The organism is Nocardioides alcanivorans, assembly GCF_021555175.1.
In the GTDB taxonomy this organism is placed as follows: Bacteria; Actinomycetota; Actinomycetes; order Propionibacteriales; family Nocardioidaceae; genus Nocardioides; species Nocardioides alcanivorans.
Window position 1 is genome coordinate 1 of sequence record NZ_JAKGRW010000046.1, and the last position, 26,003, is coordinate 26,003.

Here is a 26,003-nt window from a genome sequence, read left to right on the forward strand (position 1 = left end):
CCCGTTGGTCGAGCTTGTCGAGACCACCTCGCCCCGCCCACCCCGCTGGTCGAGCTTGTCGAGACCCAGCCGCCCGCCCACCCCGTTGGTCGAGCCTGTACTCCGGTGGTCGAGCTTGTCGAGACCTCGTCCCGGCAGTGCGGCCGGTGGTTGTCCACAGCCTGAGTCCCGGTGCCCCGTGTTGTGTCGGAGCCAAATGTTGGACTGGTTCCATGATCGAAATCGACGCCCGTCACCAGCCCTACGAGGTCTCTGACCTCGATGGCGGGACCCTGCTCGGCTTCCTCGCCGAGAACCGGATCGTCGAGCTGAAAGCAATCCGCAGCAAACTCCGCCTCGCCTACCAGTGGGCGATCATGCACCCACCGTCCCCTGACAAGCCGAAGGCGGTGGTGGGTGACGAAACGCTGTTTCCCTCCGACTGTGAACAGGCGATCTCGGGTGACGGCACCCCTGATGTCGCGTTGTTCGCGGTCGAGGAGCTCGCCGCATCAGGTGGGATGTCGCGTGCTGCTGGGTTCGCGTTGGTCGCCGACGCCCTGGACCTGGTGCACCGGCTGCCCCACTTGTGGGCGAAGGTCGAGGCCCTGGAGGTGCCGGGGTGGAACGCCCGCCGTGTCGCACTGCTCACGAGGAAGTTGTCGTATGAGGCGGCACGCTGGTTCGACGACCACCTCGCCGCGACCGGCCTCACCGGCTGGCCCACCATCGAGAAGTGGTTGGCGATGGCGATCGCCAAGTTCCACCCCGAACTGGTCAAAGACCCCACCACGCCGAAGGGAAAGGCTGATTGGGGTGTGTGGTTGCACCACCCCAAGCCGGACACGAAGAAGGAGCCGGCGGTGTTGCTGGTACTTCGGAGCTGCAGGCCGTCGGCGACTCGCTGGATCTGACCCGGTTCATGGACTTGTTGTCCGCCGAGGCCGAGACGATGCGGCGTCTGGGTGACACCGACGACGTGAACCAGCGTCGTGCGAAGGCGATCGGGCGGCTCACCGACGACACCGACCAACCCACACTCAACTACACCAACGCCACCACCGACAGCACCGCCGGCGACAGCGAGAACGGCACCGGCAGCAGCACCGACGGCACCGACGGAAGCGACAGCACCGGCATCGGTACCGGCGGCAGCACCGATGCCAGCACCGGTACCGGCAGCACCTCCTCCGACGCTGCGGCAGTGGGTGGCGAGCCGGTGCTGGGCAACCCGGGGATCGGGGTGAAGCCGGGTCGGTTGGTGACGACACCGGGGCCGTTCGGACGGCGTCGTGGGTTGCGGGTGATGACCCACGTCAACCTCGCCGACCTGTTCGCCCTCGGCCTCGACCCCCACGAACTCGGCCTCAACAGCGACGGCATCACGTCCACCGACCGGCTCGGGCAGGTCCTCACCACCCAGCTACGCGACTGGTTGGCCCGTCACGGTTCGCTTGCGACCGTCACCCCGGTGGTGGATTTGAACAGGACCGATGCGGTGGATCGTCATGATCCACCCGAATGGATGGACACCCTGGTCCGGTTGCGTGACCCACATTGTGTGTATCCCAACTGTGAACGCTCCAGCTGGGACGCCGATCTCGACCACATCGACCCCTACCAACCACTTGGTGAGGGTGGTCCACCCGGGCAAACCCGGCCCGAGAACCTGGCGCCGTTGTGTCGACGTCACCACCTCATGAAAACCCACGGTAGGTGGCGTTACCGACGAGCCAGGGACGGAACGTATATCTGGACCAGCCAGCACGGCAGGACCTGGCTGGTCACACCCCACGGCACCCACGACATCAGCGAGAGCCACTGAGCACCACCCACCACAAGCAGAGCCTGCCGAACAATGCACCACCCGCCCACCCCGGGAGAACACACGCTCTCCCGGGGCACAGGCACGCCACCAGCCTGGGAGAGGTCTCGACAAGCTCGACCAACGACGTACGGACTCGACCGGCGGGGATGCCGTGGGCTCGCGAACAGGATCCCGGTGGTCGAGCCTGTCGAGACCAGCTCTGACCCGCGGGGAAAGGTCTCGACAGGCTCGACCAACGGGGTACAGGCTCGACCACCGGCATACAGGCCCGACCAACGAGCATGGGGCCGGGGTGGGACGTCCGGGGTTGCCGACGGAGCGTCAAGGGGCTTGGCCGCGGCGGGCGCCCGCCCGACGCAACCAACACGAAGAACCGTGCGCACGACGCGCCGCCCCAGCGAGGGAGGTTGCCCCGGACGGCACGGCCCGGGGCGGGGTCTCGACACCCACGAGCAAGGTCTCGACAAGCTCGACCAACGGGGTACAAGCTCGACCACCGGCATACAGGCTCGAGCAACGACGTACGGGCTCGGCCAACGATGTACAGGCTCGATCACCCGGGGAGCCGGGGTTGCAAAGGGCGCCCGACGCGGCGGGGCGGTGAGAGGAGTGGGGCGGTCAGTCCTGGTCTGCCTCGACCACGGCGTCGAGTCGCTCGCGGGCGCCGTCGAGCCACGCTTGGCATTGCCGCGCCAGCTTCTCACCGCGCTCCCACAGTGCTAGCGACTCCTCGAGCGTGGTGCCACCGGCCTCCAGCTTGGTCACGACGGCTACCAGCTCTTCGCGGGCCTCCTCGTAGCTGGGGGACTGCTGCTCAGTCATCGGTTTCCTCCGGGTCGGGCACGACAGGGGTCAGGGCGGTGAGGGTGTCGACGGTGGCGCCCACCCGACCGTCGGCCACCCGCACGGAGACCGCCGCTCCGGTGGTGACCTCGTCGATCGAGGTGACGACATGGCCATCGGCGTCCTGGAGCACGGCATAGCCGCGTTGCAAGGTGGCGAGAGGGGAAAGAGCGGCGACCCGGGCGGCGGCATGGTGCACGTCGTCCCCGGCCCGATCCAAGCGATGGCGCAGGGTACGTCGCGCGCGTTGCTTCAGTTGCTGCACCTCGTCGCTGCGGGCATCGAGCAGGTGGCGTGGATCGGCCATCGCAGGACGGGTGCGCAGCGTCGTCAGCCGATGTTGCTCGCGGTCGAGCCAGCTGCCCAGCGCCTGGCGCAGGCGACCGAGGCCCACGTCGAGTCGGTGCTGTTCCTCCGCGAGATCGGGCACGATCCGCCGGGCGGCGTCGGTCGGGGTGGAGGCCCGGACGTCGGCGACGAGGTCGAGCAACGGTTGGTCTGCTTCGTGGCCGATGGCGGAGACCACCGGGGTGCGCATCGCGTGAACCGCTCTCACGACCGCCTCGTCGGAGAACGGCAGCAGGTCTTCGACCGAACCGCCACCGCGCGCAACCACGATCACGTCGACCTCGGCGTCACGCTCGAGCACCTCGAGCGCCTCCATGACCTCACGAGCGGCGTATGTGCCCTGCATGCGAGCGGCCGCGACGCGGAATCTGGCCGCCGGCCAGCGGCGCTTCGCGTTTTCCAGGACGTCGCGCTCGGCGTCGGAGCCCGGCGCAGTGACCAGACCGATGGTCTGGGGAGGAAGGGAGCCCCCGCTTGAGCTCAGCGGCGAAGAGGCCCTCGGCCGCCAGCAACTGTCGGCGTCGCTCGAGCCGTGCCAGCAGCTCGCCGAGGCCGACGAGGCGAATCTCGCGGGCCTGCAAGGAGAACGTGCCACGGCCGGCATAGAACGTGGGCTTGGCATGGACCACCACGCTGGCGCCCTCGACCAACGGTGGATTGAGGCTGTCGAAGACGTGACGGGCGCAGGTGACCGAGACGGAGAGGTCGGCCACGGTGTCGCGCAGGGTGATGAAGACCGTGCGGGTCGTGGGACGACGACTGACCTGGGCGATCTGGCCCTCGACCCACACGGTGCCGAGTTTGTCGATGTATCCGGCCACCGCCTGCGCGACCGCACGCACCGGGGCCGGGGCGTCGGCTGTGGCGTCTCGAAGCGATGGCATGCGCCAGACCCTACTGCGCCGTACCGACACTTCGGTGCGCCGATAGAGTGAGGGCATGACTGGCGACAACGTGGACCTCGCGATGCCTGCTGTGCTCAGCCCCGACGAGGCCGAGCGGGCGGTGCTCCTTGCCGCCCCGCGGGGATACTGCGCCGGCGTCGACCGCGCTGTGATCACCGTCGAGAAGGCACTCGACCTCTATGGTGCGCCCGTGTACGTGCGCAAGCAGATCGTGCACAACAAGCACGTGGTGGCCAACCTGGAGTCGCGCGGCGCGATCTTCGTGGAGGAGCTCGACGAGGTCCCGCCCGGCGAGACGGTCGTCTTCTCCGCCCACGGAGTCTCCCCGGCGGTGCACGCCGAGGCCACCGAGCGCGGACTGAAGACGATCGACGCCACCTGTCCGCTGGTCACCAAGGTGCACCACGAGGCCAAGCGCTTCGCAGCGGAGGACTACGACATCCTCCTCATCGGCCACGAGGGCCATGAGGAGGTCGAGGGCACTGCAGGTGAGGCGCCCGAGCACATCCAGTTGGTTCAGGGGCCCGAGGACGTCGCCAACATCGTGGTACGCGACCCGGAGCGGGTCGCCTGGCTCTCCCAGACGACGCTGTCCGTCGACGAGACGATGACGACCGTCGCCGCGATCCGGGAGCGCTTCCCGGCTCTGCTCGACCCGCCCAGCGACGACATCTGCTACGCCACGCAGAACCGGCAGATGGCGGTGAAGGAGATCAGCCCGCAGGCCGACCTGGTCATCGTGGTCGGCTCCGCCAACTCCTCCAACTCGGTACGGCTCGCCGAGGTCGCGCTCGAGGCCGGTGCCCGGTCCGCCTACCGCGTCGACGACGCCTCCGAGATCGACGAGGCGTGGCTCGATGGGGTCGCGAACGTGAGCGTCACCTCGGGTGCTTCGGTCCCCGAGGACCTCGTCCAGGGTGTGCTGGCCTTCCTCGCCGAGCGTGGCTACCCCGATGCGCGCGCCGTCCACTCCGCCGAGGAGTCCCTCATCTTCGCCCTGCCGCCGGAGTTGCGACGCGACATCCGCGCCGCGGAGAAGGCTGCAGCCAAGGTCTGACCCGCGAGGTCGCACTGGTGGCGCGACGAGGTAGCGCTTGTTGCGCCGCTGTGCGACGGCGCGGCCAGTAGGGTGAGTGCATGGCTCGCTATCTCGACATCCACCCGGACAACCCGCAGCCGAGGTTGGTCGCGCAACTCGTCGAGGCGCTGCGCGACGACCAGTTGATCGCCTACCCGACTGATTCCGGCTACGCCCTCGGTGCACAGCTCGGCAACAGGGACGGTCGCGACCGGATCCTGAGGATCCGCGACCTCGACGAGAAGCACCACTTCACGCTGATGTGCCGCGACTTCGCGCAGCTGGGCCACTTCGTGCACGTCGACAACGCGTCGTTCCGTTCGATCAAGGCGTGCACGCCGGGGCCCTACACGTTCATCCTCCCCGCCACGCGCGAGGTCCCGCGTCGCCTGATGCACGCCAAGAAGAAGACCGTTGGAGTGCGGATCCCGGAGACCCCGCTGGTGCAGGCGATCCTCGAGGAGCTGGGCGAGCCGATGCTCACCAGCACGTTGATCCTGCCCGGTGAGACCGAGCCGCGCACGATGGGCTGGGAGATCAAGGAAGAGCTCGATCACCAGGTCGACATCGTCGTCGAGGCAGGTGAGGTCACGGCGACGCCCACCACCGTGGTCGATCTCTCGGAGAAGGTGCCGGAGGTCATGCGCGTGGGCGCCGGTGACCCCAGCCGCTTCGAGGAGTGAGCCAGGGCGGTCAGCCGACCGGCTGGCGTGGGTCGCGTCGTCGACGGCGCAGGAACTCGTGGCGCACCCACAGGAGCCCCAAGAACAACACGTAACCGGCGACCAGGGCACCGACGTGTTCGCTGAGCGTGCGGATCAGTGCCTGAGCAGTGCTCTCGTCGGTGACGAAGAGCGCGTGGAGCCAGAAGGTGCCGACCATCAGCGCCGGAGGCAGCACCCCTACGAGGGTGAAATCATCACGCCGGACCCGCAGCGCCAAGATGATGCAGAGCAGCACGAAGCCGATGTCGAAGAGCACGCTGACGGAGCTCGTGACGAGGAGATCGACCAGGAGCAGGCTGACCGCAACAGCGACGCCGAGCGTGGCGACGGACCTTGCCGGTTCGTCGCCTTCCTCCCAGATCGTGCGTGCGCGGGCCACGGGATCAAACCTAGGCCCAACAGGGTGTCGGTGGGGGATGTCGCTGCAGGTCATGCGGACATTTCGACCAGTCATCGTCGCCTCGCGTCAGCCGGTCTGACGGAGCTCGTCGGCGGTCAGGGCTCGGGGCTCGACGAGCACCGGTTCAGGGGCGGTGATCTCGCCGTCGCCGGCGCCGAGGTCTTCGAGGTTGCGGGCCGTCACCAGCACCCGACTCTCCAGGGAGCCGACCGTTGAGTTGTAGGCCTCCACCGACCCCCTGAGGGAGCGCCCGAGCTTGTCGAGATGGCTACCCATCACGCCGAGACGGGCATGGAGATCGCGGCCGAGCTCATGGATCTCCTGTGCTCGTTCGGCGACCTGGGCCTGGGACCACCCCAGTGCCACCGTGCGCAGCAGGGCGATCAGCGTGGTGGGGGTGGCGAGCACGACATTGCGGGTGGCAGCGTGCTCGAGCAGGCCACGGTCTCCCTCGAGTGCCGCGGAGAGGAAGCCTTCGCCGGGCAGGTAGAGCACCACGAAGTCAGGGAGAGGTCGACGGCTCGCCAGTACTTCTTCGCAGACAGCTGGTCGACGTGCTGACGCACCTGCGCAGCGTGGCGGCCGAGGTGGTGGCGCGCCTCGTCGGGATCGTCGGTCGCGGTGACGTCGAGGAAGGCGTCGAGCGGCACCTTGCTGTCGACCACCACCTGGCGGCCCCCGGCAAGGTGCACCACCATGTCGGGGCGCAGCACCCCCTCGTCGGTGGTCACGCTCAACTGCTCGGTGAAGTCGCAGTGCTCCACCATCCCCGCCAGCTCCACGGCGCGACGCAACTGCATCTCGCCCCACCGGCCCCGCACCTGTGGGCGGCGCAGGGCGGTGCCCAGCGCGGTGGTCTCGCGGCGCAGGTCGGTGGCGCTGACGCGCACCTCCTCGACCTGTTGTCGCAACTGCCCCTGCCACTGGGCGCGGTCGTGCGACAGCGCGGTCATCTGCTCCTGCAGGCGCTTCAGCCCGGCGTTGAGGTCGGCGTCGCGGTTGACCTTCTCGGCGAGCGCCTCGGTCGCGACGCCACCACCGAGGGTCTCGCGCCCGTGGCGCAGTGACGCGGCCAGCCAACCCAGGGCCGCGCCGACGGCGAGGCCCACGACCAGTCCGATCAACAGTTGTGCGGTCTCCATGGCGCCACCATGCACCAACCCCCGACAGAGTGGCGGCCCGCAGGACGTGCAGGTCCGAGGGAGGGGTCAGTCGGAGAGGTCGACGATGACTGGGGCGTGGTCGCTCGGCTTGCCCTCGAACCGCGCAGGGTCACGTTCGTCGCGGTCGATGAAGGCATGGGTGACCCGGTTCGCAAGGGTGGGGGAGCCGAGCACGAAGTCGATCCGCATCCCCCGGTTGCGCTCGAAGCGCTGCCGGTAGTAGTCGAAGTAGGTGTAGCCGTCGGGGTGCGGCGTGTGGGGCCGCGCCACGTCGACGTAGCCGTCGTCGAGGAAGCCACGGAAGGCGGCGCGCTCCGGCTCGGTGACGTGGGTGGAGTTCTTGAACTGGGCGATGTCGAAGACGTCGCCGTCCTCGGGGGCGATGTTCCAGTCGCCGACCAGTGCGGTGTCCTCGCCGAGCCAGTCCTGCGCGTGGGCGCGGAGCCGGGCCAGCCAGTCGAGCTTGTAGGCATAGTGCGGGTCGTCGATCTTGCGGCCGTTGGGCACGTAGAGCGACCAGATGCGTACGCCGCCGCACACGGCACCGATCGCCCGCGCCTCGGCAGCGAGTGGATCGCCGTAGCCGGGCATCTCGTTGAAGCCGATCTGCACGTCGGCCAGGCCGACCCGGCTGATCAGCGCGACGCCGTTCCACTGGCTGTAGCCGGCAGCGGCGATCTCGTAGCCCAGTGACTGCAGCCCCATGATCGGCAGCTGGTCCTCGCGGGCCTTGGTCTCCTGCAGTGCCAGCACGTCGATGTCGTGACGCGTGAGCAGCGCCTCGACCCGGTCGATACGGCTGCGGAGTGAGTTGACGTTCCAGGTCGCGATGCGCACGCCTCGACCCTACGAGGTGGGCTCGTGTAACCCGCGTCACGTCCTCTCGTTGAGCACTGGCATGTGGAACGATCGCCCCACTTCCGGGCTGAACGGCGTCACCATCCTGCTCGCGCTGCTGGCGCTGCTGCTGCCCGCGGCAGCGAACGCCACCGCGCCACCCGACGTACGACGAACCGCGGCTCCCGCATCCGCCGCCGACTGGGAGCCGGGCCCGGCGACGTACGCAAAGGTGGTCACCACCGACATCCCGATCACGATGCGCGACGGGCGGGTGCTGCGGGGTGCGGTGCACGCACCGGCCGATCCCGAGACGGGTGAGGCGGCGCCCGGGCCGTTCCCGGTGATCCTCGTGCAGACGCCCTACGGGAAGTCGCTGGACGGGCAGGTGAGCGACTACCTGGTGGAGCGCGGTTACATCTATCTGACCGTCGACGTCGGCGGCACGGGTGGTTCCGAGGGACAGTCGCAGCTCTTCGGCCAGGTGGAGGCCGAGGACGGCGCCGAACTGGTCGACTTCGCAGCGCAACTGCCCAACAGCACCGGCAAGGTGGGTGCGACGGGCTTCTCCTACCTGGGCATCGACCAGGTCTTCACCGCCTCCGAGGTCGGGCCCGACTCGCCGCTCAAGGCGATCTTCCCGGTCTTCACGGCTGCTGACCCCTACCGCGATCTCTTCGTCAGCGGTGGTGTGGTCAACATGGAGTCGTCGCTCGGTCTCATCGCCGGCTACTTCGGGCTGCGCACGTTCACCCCGCTGGCGGAGCGCATGTCCGACCCGATCGATGCGCTGCGCCTGGCGATCGAGCACGGGCTGGCAGGAATCCCGTTCGAGCTCACCACCGGGCTGGACGTGCTGTTGCAGCAGGGCCGCGTCCACGACTCCGACTACTGGCAGGAGCGGGCTCCGCAGCGCGTGCTGCAGCAGGTGGTCGACAACGGGGTGGCGGCCTTCGTGGTGGGTGGCCAGTACGACGTCTTCCAGCGTGGCGAGCCGCTGCTCTACAGCGGACTGCAGAACGCGTGGGCCGGGCGGCCGGTGACCGCGCCGATGCGGCCCGACCAGGAGGTCACCGGCGACTACCAGCTCCTGTGGGGGCCGTGGGACCACGGCAACCAGGGCGCGGGGATCGATCTCGACCGCATCAAGCTGGCGTGGTTCGACCACTGGCTCAAGGGCGCGGACACCGGCATCACCGACACCGACGAGCCCTTCGAAGTGCTTGAGGCCGATGGCAGCAGCTATCGCATGGCTGCCTTCCCGTCGGAGCAGGCGCGGGTGGAGCGGCTGCACCTGTCACCGGGCAAACAGCTCACCGCTGCCGCGCAGGCCGGGGACAACCAGAAGGTCTGGTTCAAGGGCATCTCGCTGGCGTGCTCGCAGTCGATCAACCAGTGGGGTGCCGGAGCACTGCGCGCGTTCGTCGAGTTCTGTCACGGACAGGCGGGTCTGCAGGGGCTGCTCGACGCACTGCAGCCGGGCGACGCCACCTGGGACACCGCACCTCTCGAGGAACCGCTCCGGCTCTCGGGCCCGATGTCGCTGACCCTCAACGCCACCTCCAACAAGACCGAGACGATGTTCGTCACCGAGGTCTATGACGTGGCTCCCGACGGCACCCAGCAACTGATCACGGGCGGGGCGCAGCTCGGGTCGCTGCGGGCCATCGACAGTGAACGCAGTTGGGCCGCCGGTGACGACTGGATCATGCCTTACCACCCGCTCACCAAGGCGTCGGCGCAGAAGGTGCCCGTCGGGCAGGTCACCCGCTACGACATCGAGATCCGCTCGTCCTTCGTCACCGTGCCGGCCGGGCACCGGCTCCGGCTCAAGGTGAAGACCGGCGACACCCCACACCTGTTGCCACCGCCGATGAAGTTGCTCGAGTTGCTCGGCGGGGTCTACCGGATCAAACCGGGAAGCACGCTGAACCTGACCGTGGGTTGAGCCCCGCCGGGGGCAGGACCTGAGCGCTCTCGGCTGCGACGCGGGCGTCTTCGAGGTCAGGGCCAGACGGGGGTGACGGCACGGACGATGGCCTCGGCCTCGGGCCGGGGTACGTCGACCAGGTCGACCGACTCGGAGCCTGCGGCCGTGGTGGCGGTCAGTGTCACCACGCCCACCCGTCGCTGGAACCAGTTGGCCGTGAGGACCCACCCGATGACGCCGTCGCGTTCCAGCACCCATCGGGTGCGGGTCAGCGAGGCACCACCGACCACCAGATGCTGGTCGGTGAGTGCGTGGCCGAGATTGCGATACGCCTGTGATCCGGTGAAGAGCCCCCACCCGAGGGCGACGACGACCGCAACCACGCCCCACTGCCAGCTCAGCCGGTCGAACCACCACAACGTGACCGCCGCGACGCCGACGAGGGTGGCCCAGCCCCGTACTCCTCGAAGCAGCGCGCGACGCCGCGCGGCCCGGCCATGGGGCTGCAGGGTGAGGGTCTGCGGGGCTGCCGGATCGGGTTCGAGGATGGCTCCGGCGATGTCGCGGGCGACGCCGAGCGGCACCTGGGGAAGCACCCCATAGGTGCCGTCGTCGAGGCCGGTGACGAGGGCATTCAACTTGGCCCCTTGCACGGCGCGCAGCAGCACCGGCTCCTTGAGCTCGATGCCGCGGATCCGGGCCTCCTCCACGGTGGTCGAGCTCGTGGTGAGCAGGCCGCGGGTGAGCCGGAGGTTGCCGTCCTCTCGGGCCAGGCGCAGGTTCCACCACTGCACGACGTAGCCGAGCATCGTGATGGCGCACCAGAGCGCGAGGCCACCGATCACGAGCAGGAGCACGAGAGCGATGAGCGAGAGGCGCACGAGCCAGTCCCACACGGCCTCGCCGGTGGAGCCGAAGGGCAGGTCCAGTTGGCTCGCCGCACCGATGGCGACTCCGGCAATGGCCAGCGGCGCCAGGCTGAAGGGTGCGAAGCGGACCCAACTCGGGTCGAAGGTGGCCAGCACGCGGGCTGGCTGTTGGGGTTCGCGTTGCATCGCAGGCTGCCCTGTGCCGGCCTCCGATGCCGGCAAGGTGTCATCGACCACGTCGGCAGTGAGCGGGGCGGCGCGTCGGGTGCCCAACGCCAACAGGTGTTGGTGCAGCGCTTCCGCGCGGCCTGCCCTCAGGGAGTCGAGTTCGATGCCGCCGTCGTCGACACCGGTGCCCACCTCCACCTTGCGCAGCGCCAGCAGCCGGTGCAGCAAGGTGGCCTCGAGATCGACGGAGCGGATCCGGTCGAGCGGTGCGGTCAGGGTCTGCCGATTGAGCACGCCCTTGCGGATCACGAGTGCAGAGCTGGTGATGCGGTAGGTCGTGGTCAGCCATGGCAGCGTGCCGACCACGATGGAGACGACCAGCGTGACGGCCGCGATGATCACGCCGTGCCGACCACTCTGGCTGCCGATCCCGACCGCGGCGATGACGGCCGGCACGAGAAAGCCGCCGACGGCCCGGACCGGGCCGAGCAGCAGCATCCGGGCATCGAGGCGCTCCCACGCGGGTTCGTCAGGCGGAGGCACGGCCCCGGGCTGCTCGTCGCTCACGTGGCGTCACTCTCGGAGGCAGCGGTGATCGAGGTCAGCCGGGCGACGACGGCCTTGGCCTCCTCGGCGTCGAGCCCCTCGATGGAGACCGGGCCAGCGGCGGACGCGGTGGTCACGGTGACCTCGGCCAACCCGAAGAGCCGCATGATCGGCCCCTGGTTGGAGTCGACGGTCTGGACCCGGTTGAGGGGCGCGATGCGCAACTCGGTGGTGATCCAACCGGTGCGCGTGCAGATCGCCTCGTCGGTCACCTCCCAGCGGTGGAATCGGTAGCGCAGACGTGGCATCACGATCGCCTCGACCATCTCGGGCACGATGATCACGACGGCGACCACCGTCGCCCACCACGGCCAGCTCGGCAGCACGAAGAAGAGCACCACCGCGATGACGAGGGTGACGATGACGGTCAGCCAGCTGGTGGTCCGCCACATCCGCACTGCGTCGAGCGAGACGTGGTTGGCCGGTTCGCGCAGCGGGACGGGCAGCTCGGAGTCACTCACCCGCCCATCCTGTCAGCCCGGGCCTCAGCGGGAGAAGGCGATCAGCGGCCGCCCGGACCGTGGGTGGGTCAGCACGTCCGCGCTGACACCGTACGTCGTCCCGATCAGTTCCGCGCTCAAGGTTGCGGTGGTCTCACCGCAGGCTGCGATCCGCCCGCCGGTGAGCACGACGACGTGGTCACAGAACTCGGCGGCCAGGTTGAGGTCGTGCAGGGCTGCGACGACGGTGATGCCCGTGTCGGCCAGGTCCCGCAGCAGCGAGAGGGTGCGCAACTGGGCGCGTACGTCGAGGTGGTTGGTGGGCTCGTCGAGCAGGAGCAGCCGGGGCTCCTGGGCCAGGGCACGGGCCAGCTGCACGCGTTGGCGCTCGCCTCCGGAGAGGGTGCCGAGCTGGCGGTGCGAGAACTCGAGGGCGTCGGCGCGCTGCATCGCCGCATCGACGGCCGCCTCGTCGTGCTCGTTGCCCCACGAGAAGGCGGACTGGTGCGGCGTACGGCCGAGCTCGACGGCCTGCCGCACCGTCAACGAGAACTCGCTGTGCACGTCCTGCTCGACCAGCGCGAGTGTGCGGGCGCGCTGCTTGCGCGGCATGGAGAGCAGGTCGATGCCCTCGAAGTTCACGCCACCCTGGGTCGCCTTCTGGGTGCCTGCGAGCACCCGCAACAGTGTCGACTTGCCGGCGCCGTTGGGGCCGACGAGCGCGGTGACCTGACCGACCGGGGCGGCGAAGGTGACCTCGTCGAGGATGCGAGCGCCGCCCACGTCGGCGGTGATGGCGTGGACCTGGAGGGTCATGCGCGCTCCCGGTTGCGCAGGAGCACCAGCACGAAGACCGGGGCGCCCACCAGCACGGTGATGATGCCCACCGGGAGCTCCCGCGGCTCGAAGAGCGTCCTTGCCCCGGTGTCGACCCAGATCATGAAGATCGCACCGACCAGCGCCGAGTAGGGGAGCAGCAGCCGGTGCCGCGACCCGACGACCAGACGCACCGCGTTGGGCAGCACCAGGCCGACGAAGCCGATCGAACCACTGACGCTGACCATGGCGCCGGTCAGCAGCGCGGTCCCGCCGAGCAGCAGCCAGCGGGTCCGCGAGACGTTGACGCCCAGTGCCGCTGCGGCGGTGTCTCCGAAGGCGAAGGCGTCGAGCACCCGGCCGAAGAAGATCACCGGTAGGCCGATGATCAGCAGGGTCAGGCACGAGACCTGCACGGCGTCCCAGTCGGCACCGGCGAGCGAGCCGAGCAGCCAGTTGAGGATCTGGCGGTAGGAGTCGCCCTGGGTGTTCCAGAAGACGACGAGCGAGGTGATCGCCCCGAAGAACGATGACACCGCCAGGCCCGCGAGCACGGTGCGGCTGGGGGTGATCACGCCCAGTGACCTCGCGAGCACCAGCGTGCCGACCATCGCGATCATCGCGCCGGTGAAGGCTGCGCCGGTCAGCGAGACCGAGAGTCCCGTGAGCAGCACGAGTACGGCGCCCAGGCTGGCGCCGGAGGAGAGCCCCAGCAGGTAGGGGTCGGCCAGCGGGTTGCGGGTCAGCGCCTGCATGACCGCGCCACTGACCGCCAGGCCGGCGCCGACCGCGGCTGCGGTGAGCACCCGCGGCAGGCGCAACTCCCACACGATGCCGTCGCGCAGCACCGAGAGGTCGCTGGTGGCCAGGCCCAGATGACTGCCGATCGATCGCCAGACCTCACCGGTGGTGAGGTCAGCGGGACCGATCGTCACGGCCACCACCACCGACACGGCGAGTGCCGCGAACAGCAGGGGAGTGGCCACGACGAGGGTCGTCGTACCCACCCGGCGGGCAGCCGGGCGAGTGCGCGCGGAGGCGATCGTGGGGGCAGTCATCAGGGCTGGCCCATCAGTCCTGGCTGAGTCCCAGACCGGCGAACTGGTCGGCCAGGTCGGCAGCGGCGGAGACGGAGCGGACGCCGGCCTCGCCCGCCGGGAACGGGACGACGAGGTAGCGCTTCTCCTTCACGGCGGTGAGCTCGCGCGTCGCGGCGTTGGACTCGAGCGACTTGATCTTGTTGTCGGCGGAGTTCCAGGTGGCGTCGACCAGCACGAGCACGTCGGGATCGGCGTCGATGATCGCTTCCCAACCGAGCGACGTCCAGGTCGTCTCCTCGGTGACCACGTTGGTCAGGCCGACGGCGTCGAGCACCATCTGCGGAGCGCCGATGGTGCCGCCGACGAAGGGGTGTCCTCGCCCGAGGACCACCACAGTGCGGTGGTGCCGTCGGCGGCGGTGCCGACCTCGGCGAGCGCGGCCTGCTGCTCCTTGACCAGCTCCTCGGCGGCGTCGGGGGCGCCGAGGACCTGTCCCGCCTCACGGAACTGGTCGAAGAGCAGGTCGAAGGTCATCTTGTCGGGCTGGTAGTCGGGCTCCTGGCACGCGGCGGGCGAGACGTAGGAGTTCACGCCCAGCTTGGCCAGCGTGTCGCGCTCGCCGGCGGTGTCGGCAGCGAGGTTGGACTCCCACCCGGCGAAGACCAGGTCGGGCTCCTCGTCGAGCACGACCTCCTGGCTGGGGGCCTGGTCGGAGATGACCTCGAGACCCTCGGCGGCGGCCGCCCACTGCTCGGGCACCGGGCCGTCGGCGAAGGCGGTGCCGACGATGTTGTCCTCGAGACCGAGGGCGAGCATCAACTCGGTGGAGGTGGACTTGATCGTCACCACGCGCTCGGGCGGGCGCTGGAGGGTGACCTCGGTGCCGCAGTTGTCGACGGTGACGGGATAGCCGGCCGCGGTCTGGGTGTCCTGGTCGTTCGGCTCGTCGGCGTCGGCCCCGCAGCCAACCAGCGGCAAGGCAAGGGCAGCCACCGCAGCAGCGGCGAGCAGGCGGCGGGCGGGACGGGCGTGGGGGTGCGAAAGGCGCATGGGCTCCGGACTTCTCGTGGGCAGGATCGATGAGCAGTCGGAAAACACTCGACCGCGTGGGATCAACCGCCCCAAGTCCGGGGTTGGCGTCACCGGGCGAAGTCCCGCCCGATGGATCGAGTCCACGATATCCCCACCCCGCGAGCTCACGGCAACCGCACCGTGCTGAGACCGGGCGACTACGTGCCCGGCCCTGCGGAGAAGGGCTCCAGGAAAGCCAGCCAGGGGGCGAGGATCTCCTCACGTCTCCCCGCCTCGGCGGCAGCGCAGATCACCACCAAGGTCGACTCCCGGCCCGTCTGCCCCGCACCGATCGGTTCGGTCACGACCTCGGCCCGGCCGCCCGCGACTTGGAGGACGGTACGGCGGTGCGGCGTCTGGCGGGTGTGCAGGACGCCCTTCATCCGGATCACCGCCGGATCCACATGGGCCAGTGCTGCCGTGACTGCGTCGAGATCGACCGGCTCCGCGGACGTCAGGGTCCAGGTCACGTGGTCGGCAGGTTCCGGACCCTCTGTGGGCGGCTCGACCGCCTCGACCGCGACTGCTGGGAGCACTGCCTGCGTCAGGATCCGGCGTACGACGTCGCGCCGGTCAGCGGAAACCTCGGCGTCGGGCGCGATGCCGCGGACCCAGTGCTCGATCTCCCCGACCCGGTCGGTGTCGACGAGGTCCGTCCTGGTCAGGAGCACCAGGTCGGCCCCTCGGAGCTGGCGCCGCACGGTGTCTCCGACCCACCGATCGGTGGCCCGCTGGCGGACCGTCAGCACGTCGGCGCAGACCACGACGCCGGCGGGACGGAAGCCGGGATGACCGGCCCATGCGGCCACCTGGCGTGGGTCGCCGACCCCGCTGACCTCGACGATCAGCCGGTCGAAGTCGTCGAGCCGGGTCGAGAGCTTCTCGACGCTGGCCGCCATTCCGTCGACCAGGGTGCAGCAGACGCAACCGTTGGCGAGCTCGACTACGTCGTCACCCCGCCGTGCCCGCACCAGCGCCGCGTCGATGTTGGCCGCGCCGAAGTCGTTGACCAGGAGAGCCACCCGCTCGCCGTCGGCTGCCGCCAGGATCTCGTTGAGCAGCGTGGTCTTCCCGGCTCCCAGGTAGCCGCCGAGGAGCAGCATCGGCACCGTCATGGGTGCTCAGTTCCCGTGGTGCTTGCCGCCGACGACGGTGCCGCACACCTGCAGGTCCCGCACCGCGACGTCGTCGACAGTCAGCGGGTCCACCTCGAGCACGGCGAGGTCGGCGTACTTGCCCGGCTCCAGCGATCCGACCAGGTGGTCGAGCTTGAGCATGTAGGCCGCGCCGAGCGTCACTGCCTCCAACGCCTGCGGCATCGAGATCCGCTCGGCCTCACCGAGCACCCGGCCGGACGGTGTGAGTCGGGTGGCGGCGTGGGAGGCCGTGGCGAGCGGATTGATCGGCGTCACCGGGGCGTCGCAGTGCAATGAGATCGGCACGCCGGCGGCAAGCGCCGTCGCGGCTGAGTTGAGGCGACGCGCCCGGTCGGGACCAAGGATGAGGTCATGGTGCTGGTCGCCCCAGTACCAGAGGTGGTTGGCGAAGAGGTTGGCGCAGAGACCGAGTGCGGCCGCCCGTCGGTACTGCGCCGGCGTGGTCATCTGCGCGTGCGTGATCGTGTGCCGGTGGTCCCAGCGCGGAACCTCGGCGAGCACCTGCTCGACGGTGTCGAGCATCAACTCGGTCGCCTCGTCGCCGTTGCAGTGCACGTGGATGGTGCTGCCGGCCGCGTGGAAGGTGCGGAAGAGCTGGTGGAAGGTCTCCGGCGGCATCACCCAGATGCCGTTGTCGTCGCCAGTGAGATAGCCCGGTGCGTTGACCCGCGCGGTGAAGCCCTGGATCGATCCGTCGAGGATGATCTTCACGTGGCCCAGGTGCAGTTTGGGGCCGGAGGTCGCCCGCAGTTCCTGCAGCCGCGCGGCGGCGACGGCCGGGTCGCCGGCCGCGGTCGCCATGTGGAAGACCGACAGGCGGGCCGGGAAGTCGTCGCCCTCGACCACGCGGCGGAAGGCGTCGACCGACTCCTCCACCATCAGCTCGCCACTGCCGAGGTCGGTGATCGTGGTGACGCCGTTGTTGCGGGCGTCGAGACCCAACAGCCGCAGCGCCTCCTCGTCGAAGCCTGACTTCATGACCGGTGGCATGGTGCGCACCAAGCTCATGGCGGCGACCTCCTGCAACTCGCCGGTCGCTCGGCCGGCGCCGTCGCGGACCACACCGGGCACCGAGGTGATCTCCTCGATCCCGTTGGCGGCGATCATGGCGGAGTTGATGCTGGCCAGGTGGAACGACTGATGCATCACGACGATGGGTCTGGTCGTCGACACCTGGTCGAGGTGGCGCCGGTCGAGGCGCTCGGTGCCGAAGTAGATCGGGTCGAGCCCCCAGGCGAGCATCGGCTCGGCCGGATCCTCGATGGCGCGGTCGGCCTCCCGCAGCCGCTCGACCAGGGCGTCCAGGGAGGTGCATCCGCTCCACAGCGCGCCGTGCGGGTCACGGCGGTCGTAGTAGCCGACGTACGTGTGCCGCCACATCCCACCGGACAGCACGTGGGCGTGCGCCTCGACGAACCCGGGCAACAGCACCCGGTCGCGGTAGCGGTCGTCGACGACGGTGTCGGGGTACGTCGTCAGCTCGTCCAACGAGCCGACCGCTCGGATCCGGTCACCGCGCACGGCAATGGCCTCCGCAGTCGGCCGGCTCGGGTCCATGGTGCGCACCATGCGGGCGGGATAGACGATCGTGGTCACACGTGCTCCTTTGCTGGGGCTCCATCGAAACGCACCCCCGTCGGACGTGCGGTGCGCGGTTCCGCTGGCCGCGACATCGCCGGACGCGGATAGGATCGCCCGCGCAGTCGCCAGTGAGGAGCAGGCCCATGGGTCGGATCGGGTACGTCGCCGCCACGGATCGTGTCCGGCCGCGCGAGGCCATCGACCTGGCGACGCTCGCCGAGGCCGCTGGCTTCGACGGGACGTTGGTCACCGACCTCTTCCAGCCCTGGCTCCCGAGCCTGGGCGAGGCGCCGCACGTGTGGTCGGTGCTGGGTGCCCTGGCGGAGCACACCCGCACCGACTTCGGGGCTGGCATGGCCGTGCCGGGCTACCGCTCCCACCCGGCCAGCCTGGCGCAGGCGAGCGCCACTCTTGCGGCGCTGCACCCGGGCCGACACTTCCTGACCGTGAGCGCCGGGGAGGCGCTGAGCGAGCACGTCACGGGGGCTACTGGCCGGAGGCGCCGGAGCGGATCAATCGCCTCTTCGAGGCGGTCGACCTGATCAAGCGACTCTTCACCGCCTCCGTCGCGGGACGCGACATCCGCTTCTCCGGTGAGCATTACCGACTCGAGACGACCCGGCTGTGGACGATGCCGGAGCGCCCGCCCCAGGTGCTCGTGGCGACCGGCGGACCCGTGACCGCACGGCGCGCCGGCCGCTCGGCCGACGGCCTGCTCGCGGTCGGCGTACCCCACGACCAGGCGGCGCTCGTGATCGACCGCTTCCGGGCCGGGGCGCGCGAGGCCGGCAAGGACCCCGAAGCGATGCCGAAGTGGCTGCACCTCAACGTCTCGTGGGCGCCGACCGACGAGGAGGCGCTGGCCCAGGCTGCGGCCTACTACCCGATCGGTGCCATGCGCTTCGCCCGAGGCGATCTGCGCAGCCCGCAGCTGATCGAGCAGATCGCGCGACTGGTGCGGCCGGAGGACCTGCTCGGACGGCTCCCGATCAGCGCTGACCCCGCCACCCATCTGGGGAGGTGCGCCGTCTCCTCGACCTCGGCTACGACCGGGTCTTCGTGCACAACGTGGGACGCAACCAGGCGGCTTTCCTGCAGGCGTACGGCGAGCACGTGCTTCCTGCGCTCGGCTGACGACCTGCTCGGTTCGTTCCGGCGGCCGGGCGAGACGTAGACTTCCCGCCCGTGGCTCTCACCATCGGTATCGTCGGACTCCCCAACGCTGGCAAGTCGACGCTCTTCAACGCACTGACCAAGAACGATGTCCTCGCGGCGAACTACCCGTTCGCGACGATCGAGCCCAACGTGGGTGTCGTCGGTGTCCCCGACGAGCGACTGGCGAAGCTCGCCGAGATCTACGGTTCCGAGCGGATCCTGCCGGCGACCGTGGAGTTCGTCGACATCGCGGGCATCGTGCGTGGCGCTTCGCAGGGTGAGGGCCTGGGCAACAAGTTCCTCTCCCACATCCGGGAGTCGTCGGCGATCTGCCAGGTGACCCGCGTGTTCCGCGACGAGGACGTCACCCACGTCGACGGTGAGGTCAATCCCGCCAACGACATCTCCACGATCCAGACCGAGCTGATCCTGGCCGACCTGGAGACGGTGGAGCGGGCGATCGCCCGGCTCGAGAAGGAGTCGCGCAAGGTCAAGGAGCTGGTCGCGAACCTCGAGGCGGCGCGGGAGGCGAAGGAGGCGCTTGAGTCCGGCACCCCGATCATCGCCACCAAGATCGACCGACTGCTGCTCCGTGAACTCTCGCTGCTCACCGCCAAGCCCTTCATCTACGTCTTCAACTGCGATGCCGACGAGCTCGCCGACGAGGAGCTCAAGGCGAGGATGCGCGAGATCGTCGCGCCAGCCGAGGCGATCTTCCTCGACGCGAAGTTCGAGTCCGAGCTGATCGAGCTCGACGACGAGGAGGCCGTCGAGTTCCTCGCCGAGGCCGGCGTCACCGAGCCCGGCCTCGAGGTGCTGGCCCGGGTCGGCTTCGACACCCTCGGCCTGCAGACCTACCTGACCGCCGGGCCCAAGGAGACGCGGGCCTGGACGATCCCCAAGGGCGCCACCGCCCCCGAGGCGGCCGGTGTCATCCACACCGACTTCCAGAAGGGCTTCATCAAGGCCGAGATCGTGTCGTTCGCGGACCTCGTCGACGCCGGCACGATGGTGAAGGCCAAGGAAGCCGGCAAGGTTCGCATGGAGGGCAAGGACTACGTCATGGCCGACGGCGACGTGGTGGAGTTCCGCTTCAACGTCTGAGCCGCCCTCTGCGACCGCACGCCAGCCTGGTCGCCTCGTTGTGGGATGGGTGGGGAGGCGTTGTTACAGGGCGGCGGTCGGCACAAGAAGGTGTTCTCCGTGCCGGAGCTCGGTAGAGTTCAGGTTCTCAGCTGGCCTCTGCCGTGCTCCGCGCGTTCATAGACCGTCATGATCCCCATTCGGCACGATGGTGCTGCGGCGGCCCGCGGCGGCGAGCGTGACGTATTCCATCGTGAACGATCCGCCGCGTGCATCGACAGCGCGTCCGACGGCCTGCAAAACCTTGGCCCTTGCTTCGAACGGGAGGGAGTGAGGCTGCCCGTCGTCGCGAGGAGGGCGAGCCATTCGTCGCGTTGATAGGTTCTCGTCCAGTCGAACTGCCACACGTCGACGTCGCCGAAGAGGCTGGTCACACGTAGGGTCTCGGCGATGTGCTCGTACCCCGCTCGGTACGTCTGCAGTGGACGCCGCCCTGATGTGGTGAACGGTGAGTCGGGGACTGCGCGCCGGAAGGCGTCGGCCAATGCTTGTGCGACGTCCTCCGGTGGTTCGAAGACGTGCCCGAAGATCGCCAGGCGTCCGCCGGGACGAAGGATGGTGGCTGCTTTCGTCGGCCCGATTGTCGGATCGACCCAGTGCCAGGACTGCGCTGCTGTGACGATGTCGAATGATCGGTCTCTCGGGTCCCACGCTTCGAACGTGCTGTGTTCGACCGACAGCCCTCTGGAGCGTGCGAACTCGGCCATCCGCTGGTCCGGTTCGATACCCACGACGTCGCCGCCAGCTTCTCGCAACTGGAGCGCAGCTATTCCGGTGCCACATCCGATGTCGAGGATGCTGGGAGTGGATTGGCCATCCACGATTCTCTGCACCAGGGCGTCCGGGTAGCTCGGTCGGGCGGCGTGGTACGCCGCGGCGTCGACGCCGAATGATTCGGCCATCTCGCGCGTTCGGTGCAGTTCGAGCCGTTCGGTGCCGGAAGCTCCGTGACCGGGTAGCGTGGGCATGTGCCCACTTTAGGTGGGCGTATGCCCACTTGCAAACGACCAGGAGAAAGATGTGCCGTCTGGAGTGCATCTGCCAGATGCCCGGCAACAGATGTTCGACGCCGCCGAGCGGGTTCTGTTGCGCGAAGGCCCCAACGCGCTGACCAGCCGGGCCGTGACCGCCGAGGCTGGTTGCGCGAAAGGGGTCCTGCATCGGCACTTCGCGGACTTCGATGAGTTCCTCGCGGAGTTGGTGCTTGACCGCATGGACCAGTTGTTGCGAAGAGCGGCGGAGCTGCAGGAGTCGGTCGGGTCCAGAACCGTGGCGAGCAACCTCTCGTCCGCACTGGTCGACCTCTTCGGTCCGGTGCCCGTGGCGATCATCCCGCTGATCACGTTCCGCGACGAACTGCGAACCAGGCTGCGCAAGGCGACCGCCGCGGGGGCATCGCCATCCTGGCGGAATCGACTGAAGCCGTGATCGCATACCTGGCCGCCGAACGGGACGGAGGGCGGATAGCGGAGGACACAGACGTCGATGCGCTGGCCATGTCGCTGGTAGGGGGTGGGCATCTGCTCTTCTCTGACCGCGACAAGCAAAGGCCGAGCCGGGCGGATGTGGAGCGCTTCGCCGCCGCGGTCCTCGCCCCATCGCTCGTAGGCGGCTAGCTGGCAGTCGGGCCACCCGCTCCGGACCCGGGAGGGTGATGGCCAGGGATCGCCGTCGCCGCGCCAGCCCTTGTCCTTGAATGCCCGAGCGTGGCCGAGGTCCTGGCGGCACGATCCCACTCTGCGCATGCGGTGACGGACGGTGGCCTTGGGCCGACGACCAGAGGGCTCCTCAACACCACCAGCACAGGGTTGGGAGAGAGACCTAGATGAGCGAGCCCCCTCCGGGACGTAGGGCGATCGAGGACTTCACCAGTGCGGTCGCCGGCGCCCGGCGGTCACTGGAACGCTGGCCCGCTGAGCACCAGGCAGCCTGGGCATCGATGATGGCGATCGCGTCGGCAGGAGACACCCAGTTGCCTGCTGCTCGTGGTTGCGCCTCGAGCGAGACACCGCGGGAGGTCGCAGCTGACTGAATCACCTGCCCAAGGGCTGCCCACTGGTCGCTGGTCGGTGGGGCAAACATCGTGTCGGCAACAGACATACGAGCCAGCGTGCGCCCGTCGTCTCCGCTGAACGCCGCCCACACTCCGGCCTTCTCCTTGACAACGTCGATGACAGCGATCCTGGTGAACGGCACAGCGCCGGTGCGGGTGCGGAGGACTCCATGTGGCAGGTCGATCATCAGTCGCGGCAGAAGGACAGCACGCACGACGCAGAAGAGCGCCGCCACCGAGGTGCCGATCGCCAGGCCGATCAACGCACCGCCCGGCTCACGCCCCCGGGTGCCGATCATCAGAATCACCGTCATCGCCAAGACGATGGCCAGCATCATCTTGAAGGACCACCCGAAACCGCGGTTGCAGCGAACCTGCGCGGGGAGGGGCAAGTGCTGGACCACTGGAGCAGCCTAGGGCCCAGGGGAGGGCGGGCGCGACGGCTCCACGAGATCGTGCACGGGAAGCGGGGGTCACCGCTGACGCCGGGCCTCGACTGGCTCGATACTTCGGGACGGCCCAGTCGACGTCGACCTGAGGGTCCTTCCCGCATCGCCGCGCGCATTCACCGGGCACGCAACATCGACGGCCCGCGCTGCTCTGGACGGGATAGAGGAATGGCTGCGAAGACGACTTGCATCGACTCGATCAGGCTGGCACCCCGTGGGAGACTCTGCTGATGGACACCCCGGAGGAGCCGCCGTACCCGGCGTACTACCACGGCACCCGGGCGGTGCTGCTTCCCGGCGATCTGATCACCGCGGGACGCCGCTCGAACTACCGGTCTGACGTGACCATGAACCACGTCTACTTCACCGCGCGGCGCGATGGCGGTGGCTTGGCCGCCGAGATTGCCGCGATGCTCGGACCCGAGGGCGCCGAACCCCATGTCTATCTCGTGGAGCCGACCGGATCCTTCGAGGATGACCCGAACGTCACCGACAAGAAGTTCCCCGGCAACCCGACGCAGTCCTACCGGAGCGGGAGTCCGCTGCGGGTCATCGAGGAGATCGCCGACTGGACCCGTCTGGAGCCGGCCGAGGTCGACATGTGGCGCGCGCGGCTGACGGCGATGCGGGAGTCCGACGCCGAGATCATCAATTGATCCGCACGGTACGGACCTTCGCCCCACTGACAAGGCTCGGCTATCCTGCTTGGGGCGGAACCTTCCGCCGATTGTGCTCCCACGTGACCACCACGTGAATCATTGCGGAGAGGCCTGAGCGGTTCAGGACATGTCCGGATGGGGTACGGCGCAGCGATGCGCCATCTTCATCTCGCCGATGCATGACATCGGTCGACGAAAGGACATGACATGTCATCGAAGGACGAGAAGAACCTCCTCCAGGTGATCGACAAGATCTCGGAGATGGACGAGCCGCGGCGGTCGATCATGCGGAGCGTGCATGACCTCATCGTGGTGGCCGCCCCCAGCCTGAAGCCCCGGATCTGGTACGGGATGCCGGCCTATGCCGCGTCCGCGAGTACGCCGGCGCTGCTCACCCTGCGCAACGACGACCGCATGAACCTCGCGATCACGGAGAAGGCGGCGTTTGCCCCGGCAGGAGGCGTGGACGGGACGCTGATGCCGGCCGCGTGGTACTTCGAGACCGTGGACCAGGACACCGAGAGGCGGATCGCGGAGATCGCCCGCTCGGTGATCGACTGAGCGACTGGGTGCATTCCTGCACGCGCCCCGAGGGCAGCTGATCGTGGCTGCCTCCGGGGCGCGTGCCGTTCTCGGGCCTACGATCCACGTCATGCGCTGCGACCTCTCTGCGTTCATCGATCCGGGGCTCCTTGCGCTCGTCGACGAGTCGCGCGACTTCTACTCGCGCCGACCGCCTGGTCGCGGGCCCGCGAACCTGCATCAACTTCTTGAGGTTCGCCAGGCGGTGCCGGAACCCGACGCATGCCGCCCGACTCCGACCGTCGAGGTCGTGAGCGCGGACGGACGAAACGTGCCTGTGCGTGTCCACCACCCCATCGACTGCTCGCCCGTGGCGGTGATTCTGGAGATCCACACCGGTGGGTTCTACCTCGGATCGGCCGCAGGCAGCGACGTCCGCAACCGGCGACTGGTGGAGGCGCTGGGCGTTGCCGTGGTGAGCGTGGACTACCGGTTGGCCCCGGAGCATCCTTGGCCGGCCGCGCCGGACGACTGCGAGACGGCCGCCATGTGGCTCGTCGAGCATGCCGGGGCTCGGTTCGGCACGACGACGCTGGCCATGACCGGGTTCTCCGCAGGGTCCACTTTGGCCGCCGCGACCATGCTGCGGTTGCGTGATCGGGGGATCCACGCGTTCTCCGGCGCGGTGCTCCAGTGCGGCACCTACGACCTCTCCGCGCGGACCCCGCCGGGCCGGCTCATCGCGGACGAGTACTTCATCCGTGCGTACGTCGGCGAGGTCACGGATCGCACGAATCCGGATCTCTCGCCGATCTTCGCAGACCTGAGCGGTCTTCCGCCGGTGCTGATCGTGGTCGGTGCGGACGACGTCCTCCTGCAGGACAACCTTGCAATGGCGATGAGGCTCATGGCCGCCGGGGTCGACGTCGACCTGCGTATCTATCCCGCTTCGCCGCACGCGTTCTCCGGCCACGCGACGTCCATGGGGCGTGCCGCACTTGCTGGGATCGACGAGTGGCTCGGTGATCGGATCGGCGTGCCAGGTTGATCGCACTGTCGCTGCCGGCGGATGCTGGCCACCTGGTGGAGCTCGGCGGAGTTCCGCGCCAACGTGTCGACATCAAGATGAAGGAGGGGTGGGTGTGAGACTCCATCATGTTCAAGTCTCCATGCCGCGCGGTCAGGAGGACGAGGCACGTCGCTTCTACGGCGAGGCCCTGGGGTTGGTGGAGGTGCAGAAGCCTCCGTCGTTGCTCGGCCGCGGCGGCTGCTGGTTCCGTGCCTTCGAGGGGGATGCCGTCGTCGCGGAGATCCATTGCGGGGTCGACGATCCGTTCGTCCCTGCCAAGAAGGCACACCCGGGTCTCGTCTGTTCGTCACTCGATGAACTGGAGGCGGTGGCGGAGCGCATCGGCAACGGAGGATACGAGCTTTCGTGGGAGGAGAGGGACACATTCGAGGGATACATCCGCTTTCATGCGCGCGACGGATTCGGAAATCGCATCGAGGTCCTGACTCCAGCCGGGTCGAGGCCGGATCAGCGCCGACCATGAGCGCGACAGGGTCGACGATGGCCTCAACTCACAGCCCGGCAAGGCAGCATCAGAAGTCGATGAACCCTGCGACGACCTCGGAGACGACTCCGCCCGGCCCCGGCGTCGCGTAGAAGTAGACGGATCCGTATCCCCACAGGTATTCATCGATCACGTCCGCCAGCTCGCCGTCGACCGGCCATCCGTCCTCGTCGACCTGGAAGAGGAAGCGGTGACCGTCCGCCAGCACTGCCGCTGCGTAGTCCGGTTGGTTCTGGATCAGGACCGGCTCGTCGTCGATCCGCACCAACGGGGTCATGCCTTCGTCGTCCGGGATCGCGGTGAGCGCGACGGATCGTAGTCCGGGCCAGCCGAGGTCGGGGCGGCTCCCACGCGGCGACGGCTCGTGCACGAGGGCGCGCATGGCCATCCGCGGATAGACGAGGTCGTCGTCGCCGATGCTGAAACCTGCCCGGAGCAGGACGGAGACCTCGACCCCGGCCGCCCACGGCCGGCAATCTGCCGGCAGCGTCAACAAGTAACGATGCGTCCGCATGAGCGGGTGCGCTTCGATCGCGACCGGCGGAGCACCGCCCAGGCGAGCGCCGTCCACCTGGTCCGGCAACGCGGGTGTCAAGAAGAGTGGCATGCGCGGACCCTACGACGTCGGGGACATCGCTGGGCAGGTGTGCTTCGGACCCCTACG

The 26,003-nt window shown here is 68.9% G+C and carries 28 protein-coding genes and 2 pseudogenes; 12 read left to right on the plus strand and 18 right to left on the minus strand.

Features of this window, described 5'->3' with window-relative positions:
- Positions 1–212 precede the first annotated feature (212 nt).
- Together L1066_RS19535 and L1066_RS19540 are read left to right on the plus strand one after the other, a co-directional pair.
- Positions 213–893 (plus strand): hypothetical protein, encoded by a 681-nt coding sequence (locus L1066_RS19535; RefSeq protein WP_235737861.1) that lies wholly within the window; start codon positions 213–215, stop codon positions 891–893.
- A gap of 8 nt (positions 894–901) precedes the next feature.
- The gene (locus L1066_RS19540) at positions 902–1,804 is read left to right on the plus strand and encodes an HNH endonuclease signature motif containing protein (RefSeq protein ID WP_235737862.1); all 903 of its coding nucleotides are present in this window, start codon (positions 902–904) and stop codon (positions 1,802–1,804) included.
- Between the two features lie 621 nt (positions 1,805–2,425).
- On the opposite strand, the gene L1066_RS19545 is transcribed toward L1066_RS19540, so the two are convergent.
- Genes L1066_RS19545 through L1066_RS28025 form a run of 3 tightly spaced genes read right to left on the minus strand, consistent with a single transcriptional unit; the run spans position 2,426 to position 3,882 of the window.
- Positions 2,426–2,629 (minus strand): exodeoxyribonuclease VII small subunit, encoded by a 204-nt coding sequence (locus L1066_RS19545; RefSeq protein WP_235737863.1) that lies wholly within the window; start codon positions 2,627–2,629, stop codon positions 2,426–2,428.
- Complete coding sequence (xseA, locus tag L1066_RS28020; protein WP_312008347.1) at positions 2,622–3,401, minus strand: exodeoxyribonuclease VII large subunit; 780 nt, start codon at positions 3,399–3,401, stop codon at positions 2,622–2,624. Before xseA ends, L1066_RS19545 begins: the two co-directional genes overlap by 8 nt.
- On the minus strand, positions 3,319–3,882 hold the full coding sequence (locus L1066_RS28025; protein WP_312008300.1) for an exodeoxyribonuclease VII large subunit: 564 nt from the start codon (positions 3,880–3,882) through the stop codon (positions 3,319–3,321). The genes xseA and L1066_RS28025 overlap by 83 nt, the downstream gene beginning before the upstream one ends.
- A 55-nt stretch (positions 3,883–3,937) precedes the next feature.
- Between L1066_RS28025 and L1066_RS19555 the strand changes: the two genes are divergently transcribed.
- Together L1066_RS19555 and L1066_RS19560 are read left to right on the plus strand one after the other, a co-directional pair.
- A complete protein-coding gene (locus L1066_RS19555; protein WP_376707703.1) occupies positions 3,938–4,960 on the plus strand; it encodes a 4-hydroxy-3-methylbut-2-enyl diphosphate reductase in 1,023 nt (340 codons plus the stop codon).
- Positions 4,961–5,040: 80 nt separating this feature from the next.
- Positions 5,041–5,664 carry an L-threonylcarbamoyladenylate synthase gene (locus L1066_RS19560; RefSeq protein WP_235737864.1) on the plus strand — a complete coding sequence of 208 codons (624 nt, stop codon included), beginning with the start codon at positions 5,041–5,043 and terminating at the stop codon, positions 5,662–5,664.
- 10 nt (positions 5,665–5,674) lie between these two features.
- On the opposite strand, the gene L1066_RS19565 is transcribed toward L1066_RS19560, so the two are convergent.
- The 4 genes from L1066_RS19565 to L1066_RS19575 all read right to left on the minus strand — a co-directional run bounded on the left by L1066_RS19565 (position 5,675) and on the right by L1066_RS19575 (position 8,106).
- Complete coding sequence (locus L1066_RS19565; protein ID WP_235737865.1) at positions 5,675–6,085, minus strand: DUF6542 domain-containing protein; 411 nt, start codon at positions 6,083–6,085, stop codon at positions 5,675–5,677.
- Between the two features lie 87 nt (positions 6,086–6,172).
- A complete protein-coding gene (locus L1066_RS27035) occupies positions 6,173–6,604 on the minus strand; it encodes a DNA recombination protein RmuC (RefSeq protein ID WP_312008303.1) in 432 nt (143 codons plus the stop codon).
- Entirely contained in the window at positions 6,490–7,248 is a 759-nt protein-coding gene (locus tag L1066_RS27040; RefSeq protein ID WP_283095520.1) for a DNA recombination protein RmuC, read from the minus strand. The genes L1066_RS27035 and L1066_RS27040 overlap by 115 nt, the downstream gene beginning before the upstream one ends.
- A gap of 66 nt (positions 7,249–7,314) precedes the next feature.
- Positions 7,315–8,106, minus strand: a complete 792-nt coding sequence (locus tag L1066_RS19575; RefSeq protein ID WP_235737866.1) for an exodeoxyribonuclease III — start codon at positions 8,104–8,106, stop codon at positions 7,315–7,317.
- A gap of 61 nt (positions 8,107–8,167) precedes the next feature.
- Here L1066_RS19575 and L1066_RS19580 point away from each other — a divergent pair, with 61 nt between their 5' ends.
- On the plus strand, positions 8,168–10,054 hold the full coding sequence (locus L1066_RS19580) for a CocE/NonD family hydrolase (protein ID WP_235737867.1): 1,887 nt from the start codon (positions 8,168–8,170) through the stop codon (positions 10,052–10,054).
- A gap of 56 nt (positions 10,055–10,110) precedes the next feature.
- Here the strand turns inward: L1066_RS19580 and L1066_RS19585 are convergent, their stop codons facing one another.
- From L1066_RS19585 to L1066_RS19620, 8 genes and pseudogenes are all read right to left on the minus strand, one after another.
- Positions 10,111–11,640 (minus strand): PH domain-containing protein, encoded by a 1,530-nt coding sequence (locus tag L1066_RS19585; protein WP_235737868.1) that lies wholly within the window; start codon positions 11,638–11,640, stop codon positions 10,111–10,113.
- Positions 11,637–12,140 (minus strand): PH domain-containing protein, encoded by a 504-nt coding sequence (locus L1066_RS28030; protein ID WP_235737869.1) that lies wholly within the window; start codon positions 12,138–12,140, stop codon positions 11,637–11,639. Before L1066_RS28030 ends, L1066_RS19585 begins: the two co-directional genes overlap by 4 nt.
- Before the next feature lie 204 nt (positions 12,141–12,344).
- Positions 12,345–12,935: pseudogene (locus tag L1066_RS19595) on the minus strand (ABC transporter ATP-binding protein); the annotation flags it as partial.
- On the minus strand, positions 12,932–13,993 hold the full coding sequence (locus L1066_RS19600; protein WP_235737871.1) for a putative F420-0 ABC transporter permease subunit: 1,062 nt from the start codon (positions 13,991–13,993) through the stop codon (positions 12,932–12,934). The pseudogene L1066_RS19595 and the gene L1066_RS19600, both read right to left, overlap by 4 nt.
- 13 nt (positions 13,994–14,006) lie before the next feature.
- The gene (locus L1066_RS19605) at positions 14,007–14,312 is read right to left on the minus strand and encodes a TroA family protein (protein ID WP_235737872.1); all 306 of its coding nucleotides are present in this window, start codon (positions 14,310–14,312) and stop codon (positions 14,007–14,009) included.
- Positions 14,288–15,025 (minus strand): ABC transporter substrate-binding protein, encoded by a 738-nt coding sequence (locus L1066_RS19610; RefSeq protein ID WP_235737873.1) that lies wholly within the window; start codon positions 15,023–15,025, stop codon positions 14,288–14,290. The genes L1066_RS19605 and L1066_RS19610 overlap by 25 nt, the downstream gene beginning before the upstream one ends.
- 179 nt (positions 15,026–15,204) lie before the next feature.
- Positions 15,205–16,161 (minus strand): CobW family GTP-binding protein, encoded by a 957-nt coding sequence (locus tag L1066_RS19615; RefSeq protein ID WP_235737874.1) that lies wholly within the window; start codon positions 16,159–16,161, stop codon positions 15,205–15,207.
- 6 nt (positions 16,162–16,167) lie between these two features.
- Complete coding sequence (locus L1066_RS19620) at positions 16,168–17,799, minus strand: amidohydrolase (RefSeq protein WP_235737875.1); 1,632 nt, start codon at positions 17,797–17,799, stop codon at positions 16,168–16,170.
- A 128-nt stretch (positions 17,800–17,927) separates the two neighbouring features.
- Between L1066_RS19620 and L1066_RS19625 the strand changes: the two are divergent.
- Positions 17,928–18,958, plus strand: a pseudogene (locus L1066_RS19625) (LLM class flavin-dependent oxidoreductase).
- Positions 18,959–18,969: 11 nt separating this feature from the next.
- Positions 18,970–20,043, plus strand: coding sequence for a redox-regulated ATPase YchF (gene ychF, locus L1066_RS19630; RefSeq protein WP_235737876.1), 1,074 nt, complete (start codon positions 18,970–18,972; stop codon positions 20,041–20,043).
- Between the two features lie 119 nt (positions 20,044–20,162).
- On the opposite strand, the gene L1066_RS19635 is transcribed toward ychF, so the two are convergent.
- Positions 20,163–21,050 carry a class I SAM-dependent methyltransferase gene (locus L1066_RS19635; RefSeq protein ID WP_235737877.1) on the minus strand — a complete coding sequence of 296 codons (888 nt, stop codon included), beginning with the start codon at positions 21,048–21,050 and terminating at the stop codon, positions 20,163–20,165.
- A gap of 64 nt (positions 21,051–21,114) precedes the next feature.
- Between L1066_RS19635 and L1066_RS19640 the strand changes: the two genes are divergently transcribed.
- Positions 21,115–21,510: a TetR/AcrR family transcriptional regulator gene (locus L1066_RS19640; protein ID WP_235737878.1), complete on the plus strand. Its 396-nt coding sequence runs from the start codon at positions 21,115–21,117 to the stop codon at positions 21,508–21,510.
- Positions 21,511–21,903: 393 nt separating this feature from the next.
- On the opposite strand, the gene L1066_RS19645 is transcribed toward L1066_RS19640, so the two are convergent.
- Complete coding sequence (locus tag L1066_RS19645) at positions 21,904–22,539, minus strand: hypothetical protein (protein ID WP_235737879.1); 636 nt, start codon at positions 22,537–22,539, stop codon at positions 21,904–21,906.
- 275 nt (positions 22,540–22,814) lie between these two features.
- Here L1066_RS19645 and arr point away from each other — a divergent pair, with 275 nt between their 5' ends.
- The 4 genes from arr (at position 22,815) to L1066_RS19665 (ending at position 25,318) form a co-directional block, all read left to right on the plus strand.
- Entirely contained in the window at positions 22,815–23,240 is a 426-nt protein-coding gene (arr, locus tag L1066_RS19650; protein WP_235737880.1) for an NAD(+)--rifampin ADP-ribosyltransferase, read from the plus strand.
- Between the two features lie 210 nt (positions 23,241–23,450).
- Positions 23,451–23,804 (plus strand): DUF1801 domain-containing protein, encoded by a 354-nt coding sequence (locus tag L1066_RS19655; protein ID WP_235737881.1) that lies wholly within the window; start codon positions 23,451–23,453, stop codon positions 23,802–23,804.
- A gap of 91 nt (positions 23,805–23,895) precedes the next feature.
- Positions 23,896–24,813, plus strand: coding sequence for an alpha/beta hydrolase (locus tag L1066_RS19660; RefSeq protein ID WP_235737882.1), 918 nt, complete (start codon positions 23,896–23,898; stop codon positions 24,811–24,813).
- A 94-nt stretch (positions 24,814–24,907) separates the two neighbouring features.
- Positions 24,908–25,318, plus strand: a complete 411-nt coding sequence (locus L1066_RS19665) for a VOC family protein (protein WP_312008310.1) — start codon at positions 24,908–24,910, stop codon at positions 25,316–25,318.
- A gap of 49 nt (positions 25,319–25,367) precedes the next feature.
- On the opposite strand, the gene L1066_RS19670 is transcribed toward L1066_RS19665, so the two are convergent.
- Positions 25,368–25,946 (minus strand): hypothetical protein, encoded by a 579-nt coding sequence (locus L1066_RS19670; protein WP_235737884.1) that lies wholly within the window; start codon positions 25,944–25,946, stop codon positions 25,368–25,370.
- Positions 25,947–26,003: the final 57 nt, after the last annotated feature.

Bases quoted from the DNA above. Each gene is read 5' to 3' on its own strand.
- L1066_RS19535 (WP_235737861.1), top strand. From the start codon at position 213: ATGATCGAAATCGACGCCCGTCACCAGCCCTACGAGGTCTCTGACCTC.
- L1066_RS19540 (WP_235737862.1), top strand. From the start codon at position 902: ATGGACTTGTTGTCCGCCGAGGCCGAGACGATGCGGCGTCTGGGTGAC.
- L1066_RS19545 (WP_235737863.1), bottom strand. From the start codon at position 2,629: ATGACTGAGCAGCAGTCCCCCAGCTACGAGGAGGCCCGCGAAGAGCTG.
- L1066_RS28025 (WP_312008300.1), bottom strand. From the start codon at position 3,882: ATGCCATCGCTTCGAGACGCCACAGCCGACGCCCCGGCCCCGGTGCGT.
- L1066_RS19555 (WP_376707703.1), top strand. From the start codon at position 3,938: ATGACTGGCGACAACGTGGACCTCGCGATGCCTGCTGTGCTCAGCCCC.
- L1066_RS19560 (WP_235737864.1), top strand. From the start codon at position 5,041: ATGGCTCGCTATCTCGACATCCACCCGGACAACCCGCAGCCGAGGTTG.
- L1066_RS27040 (WP_283095520.1), bottom strand. From the start codon at position 7,248: ATGGAGACCGCACAACTGTTGATCGGACTGGTCGTGGGCCTCGCCGTC.
- L1066_RS19580 (WP_235737867.1), top strand. From the start codon at position 8,168: ATGTGGAACGATCGCCCCACTTCCGGGCTGAACGGCGTCACCATCCTG.
- L1066_RS19600 (WP_235737871.1), bottom strand. From the start codon at position 13,993: ATGACTGCCCCCACGATCGCCTCCGCGCGCACTCGCCCGGCTGCCCGC.
- L1066_RS19605 (WP_235737872.1), bottom strand. From the start codon at position 14,312: ATGGTGCTCGACGCCGTCGGCCTGACCAACGTGGTCACCGAGGAGACG.
- L1066_RS19610 (WP_235737873.1), bottom strand. From the start codon at position 15,025: ATGCGCCTTTCGCACCCCCACGCCCGTCCCGCCCGCCGCCTGCTCGCC.
- L1066_RS19615 (WP_235737874.1), bottom strand. From the start codon at position 16,161: ATGACGGTGCCGATGCTGCTCCTCGGCGGCTACCTGGGAGCCGGGAAG.
- L1066_RS19635 (WP_235737877.1), bottom strand. From the start codon at position 21,050: ATGCCCACGCTACCCGGTCACGGAGCTTCCGGCACCGAACGGCTCGAA.
- arr (WP_235737880.1), top strand. From the start codon at position 22,815: ATGGACACCCCGGAGGAGCCGCCGTACCCGGCGTACTACCACGGCACC.
- L1066_RS19655 (WP_235737881.1), top strand. From the start codon at position 23,451: ATGTCATCGAAGGACGAGAAGAACCTCCTCCAGGTGATCGACAAGATC.
- L1066_RS19660 (WP_235737882.1), top strand. From the start codon at position 23,896: ATGCGCTGCGACCTCTCTGCGTTCATCGATCCGGGGCTCCTTGCGCTC.
- L1066_RS19670 (WP_235737884.1), bottom strand. From the start codon at position 25,946: ATGCCACTCTTCTTGACACCCGCGTTGCCGGACCAGGTGGACGGCGCT.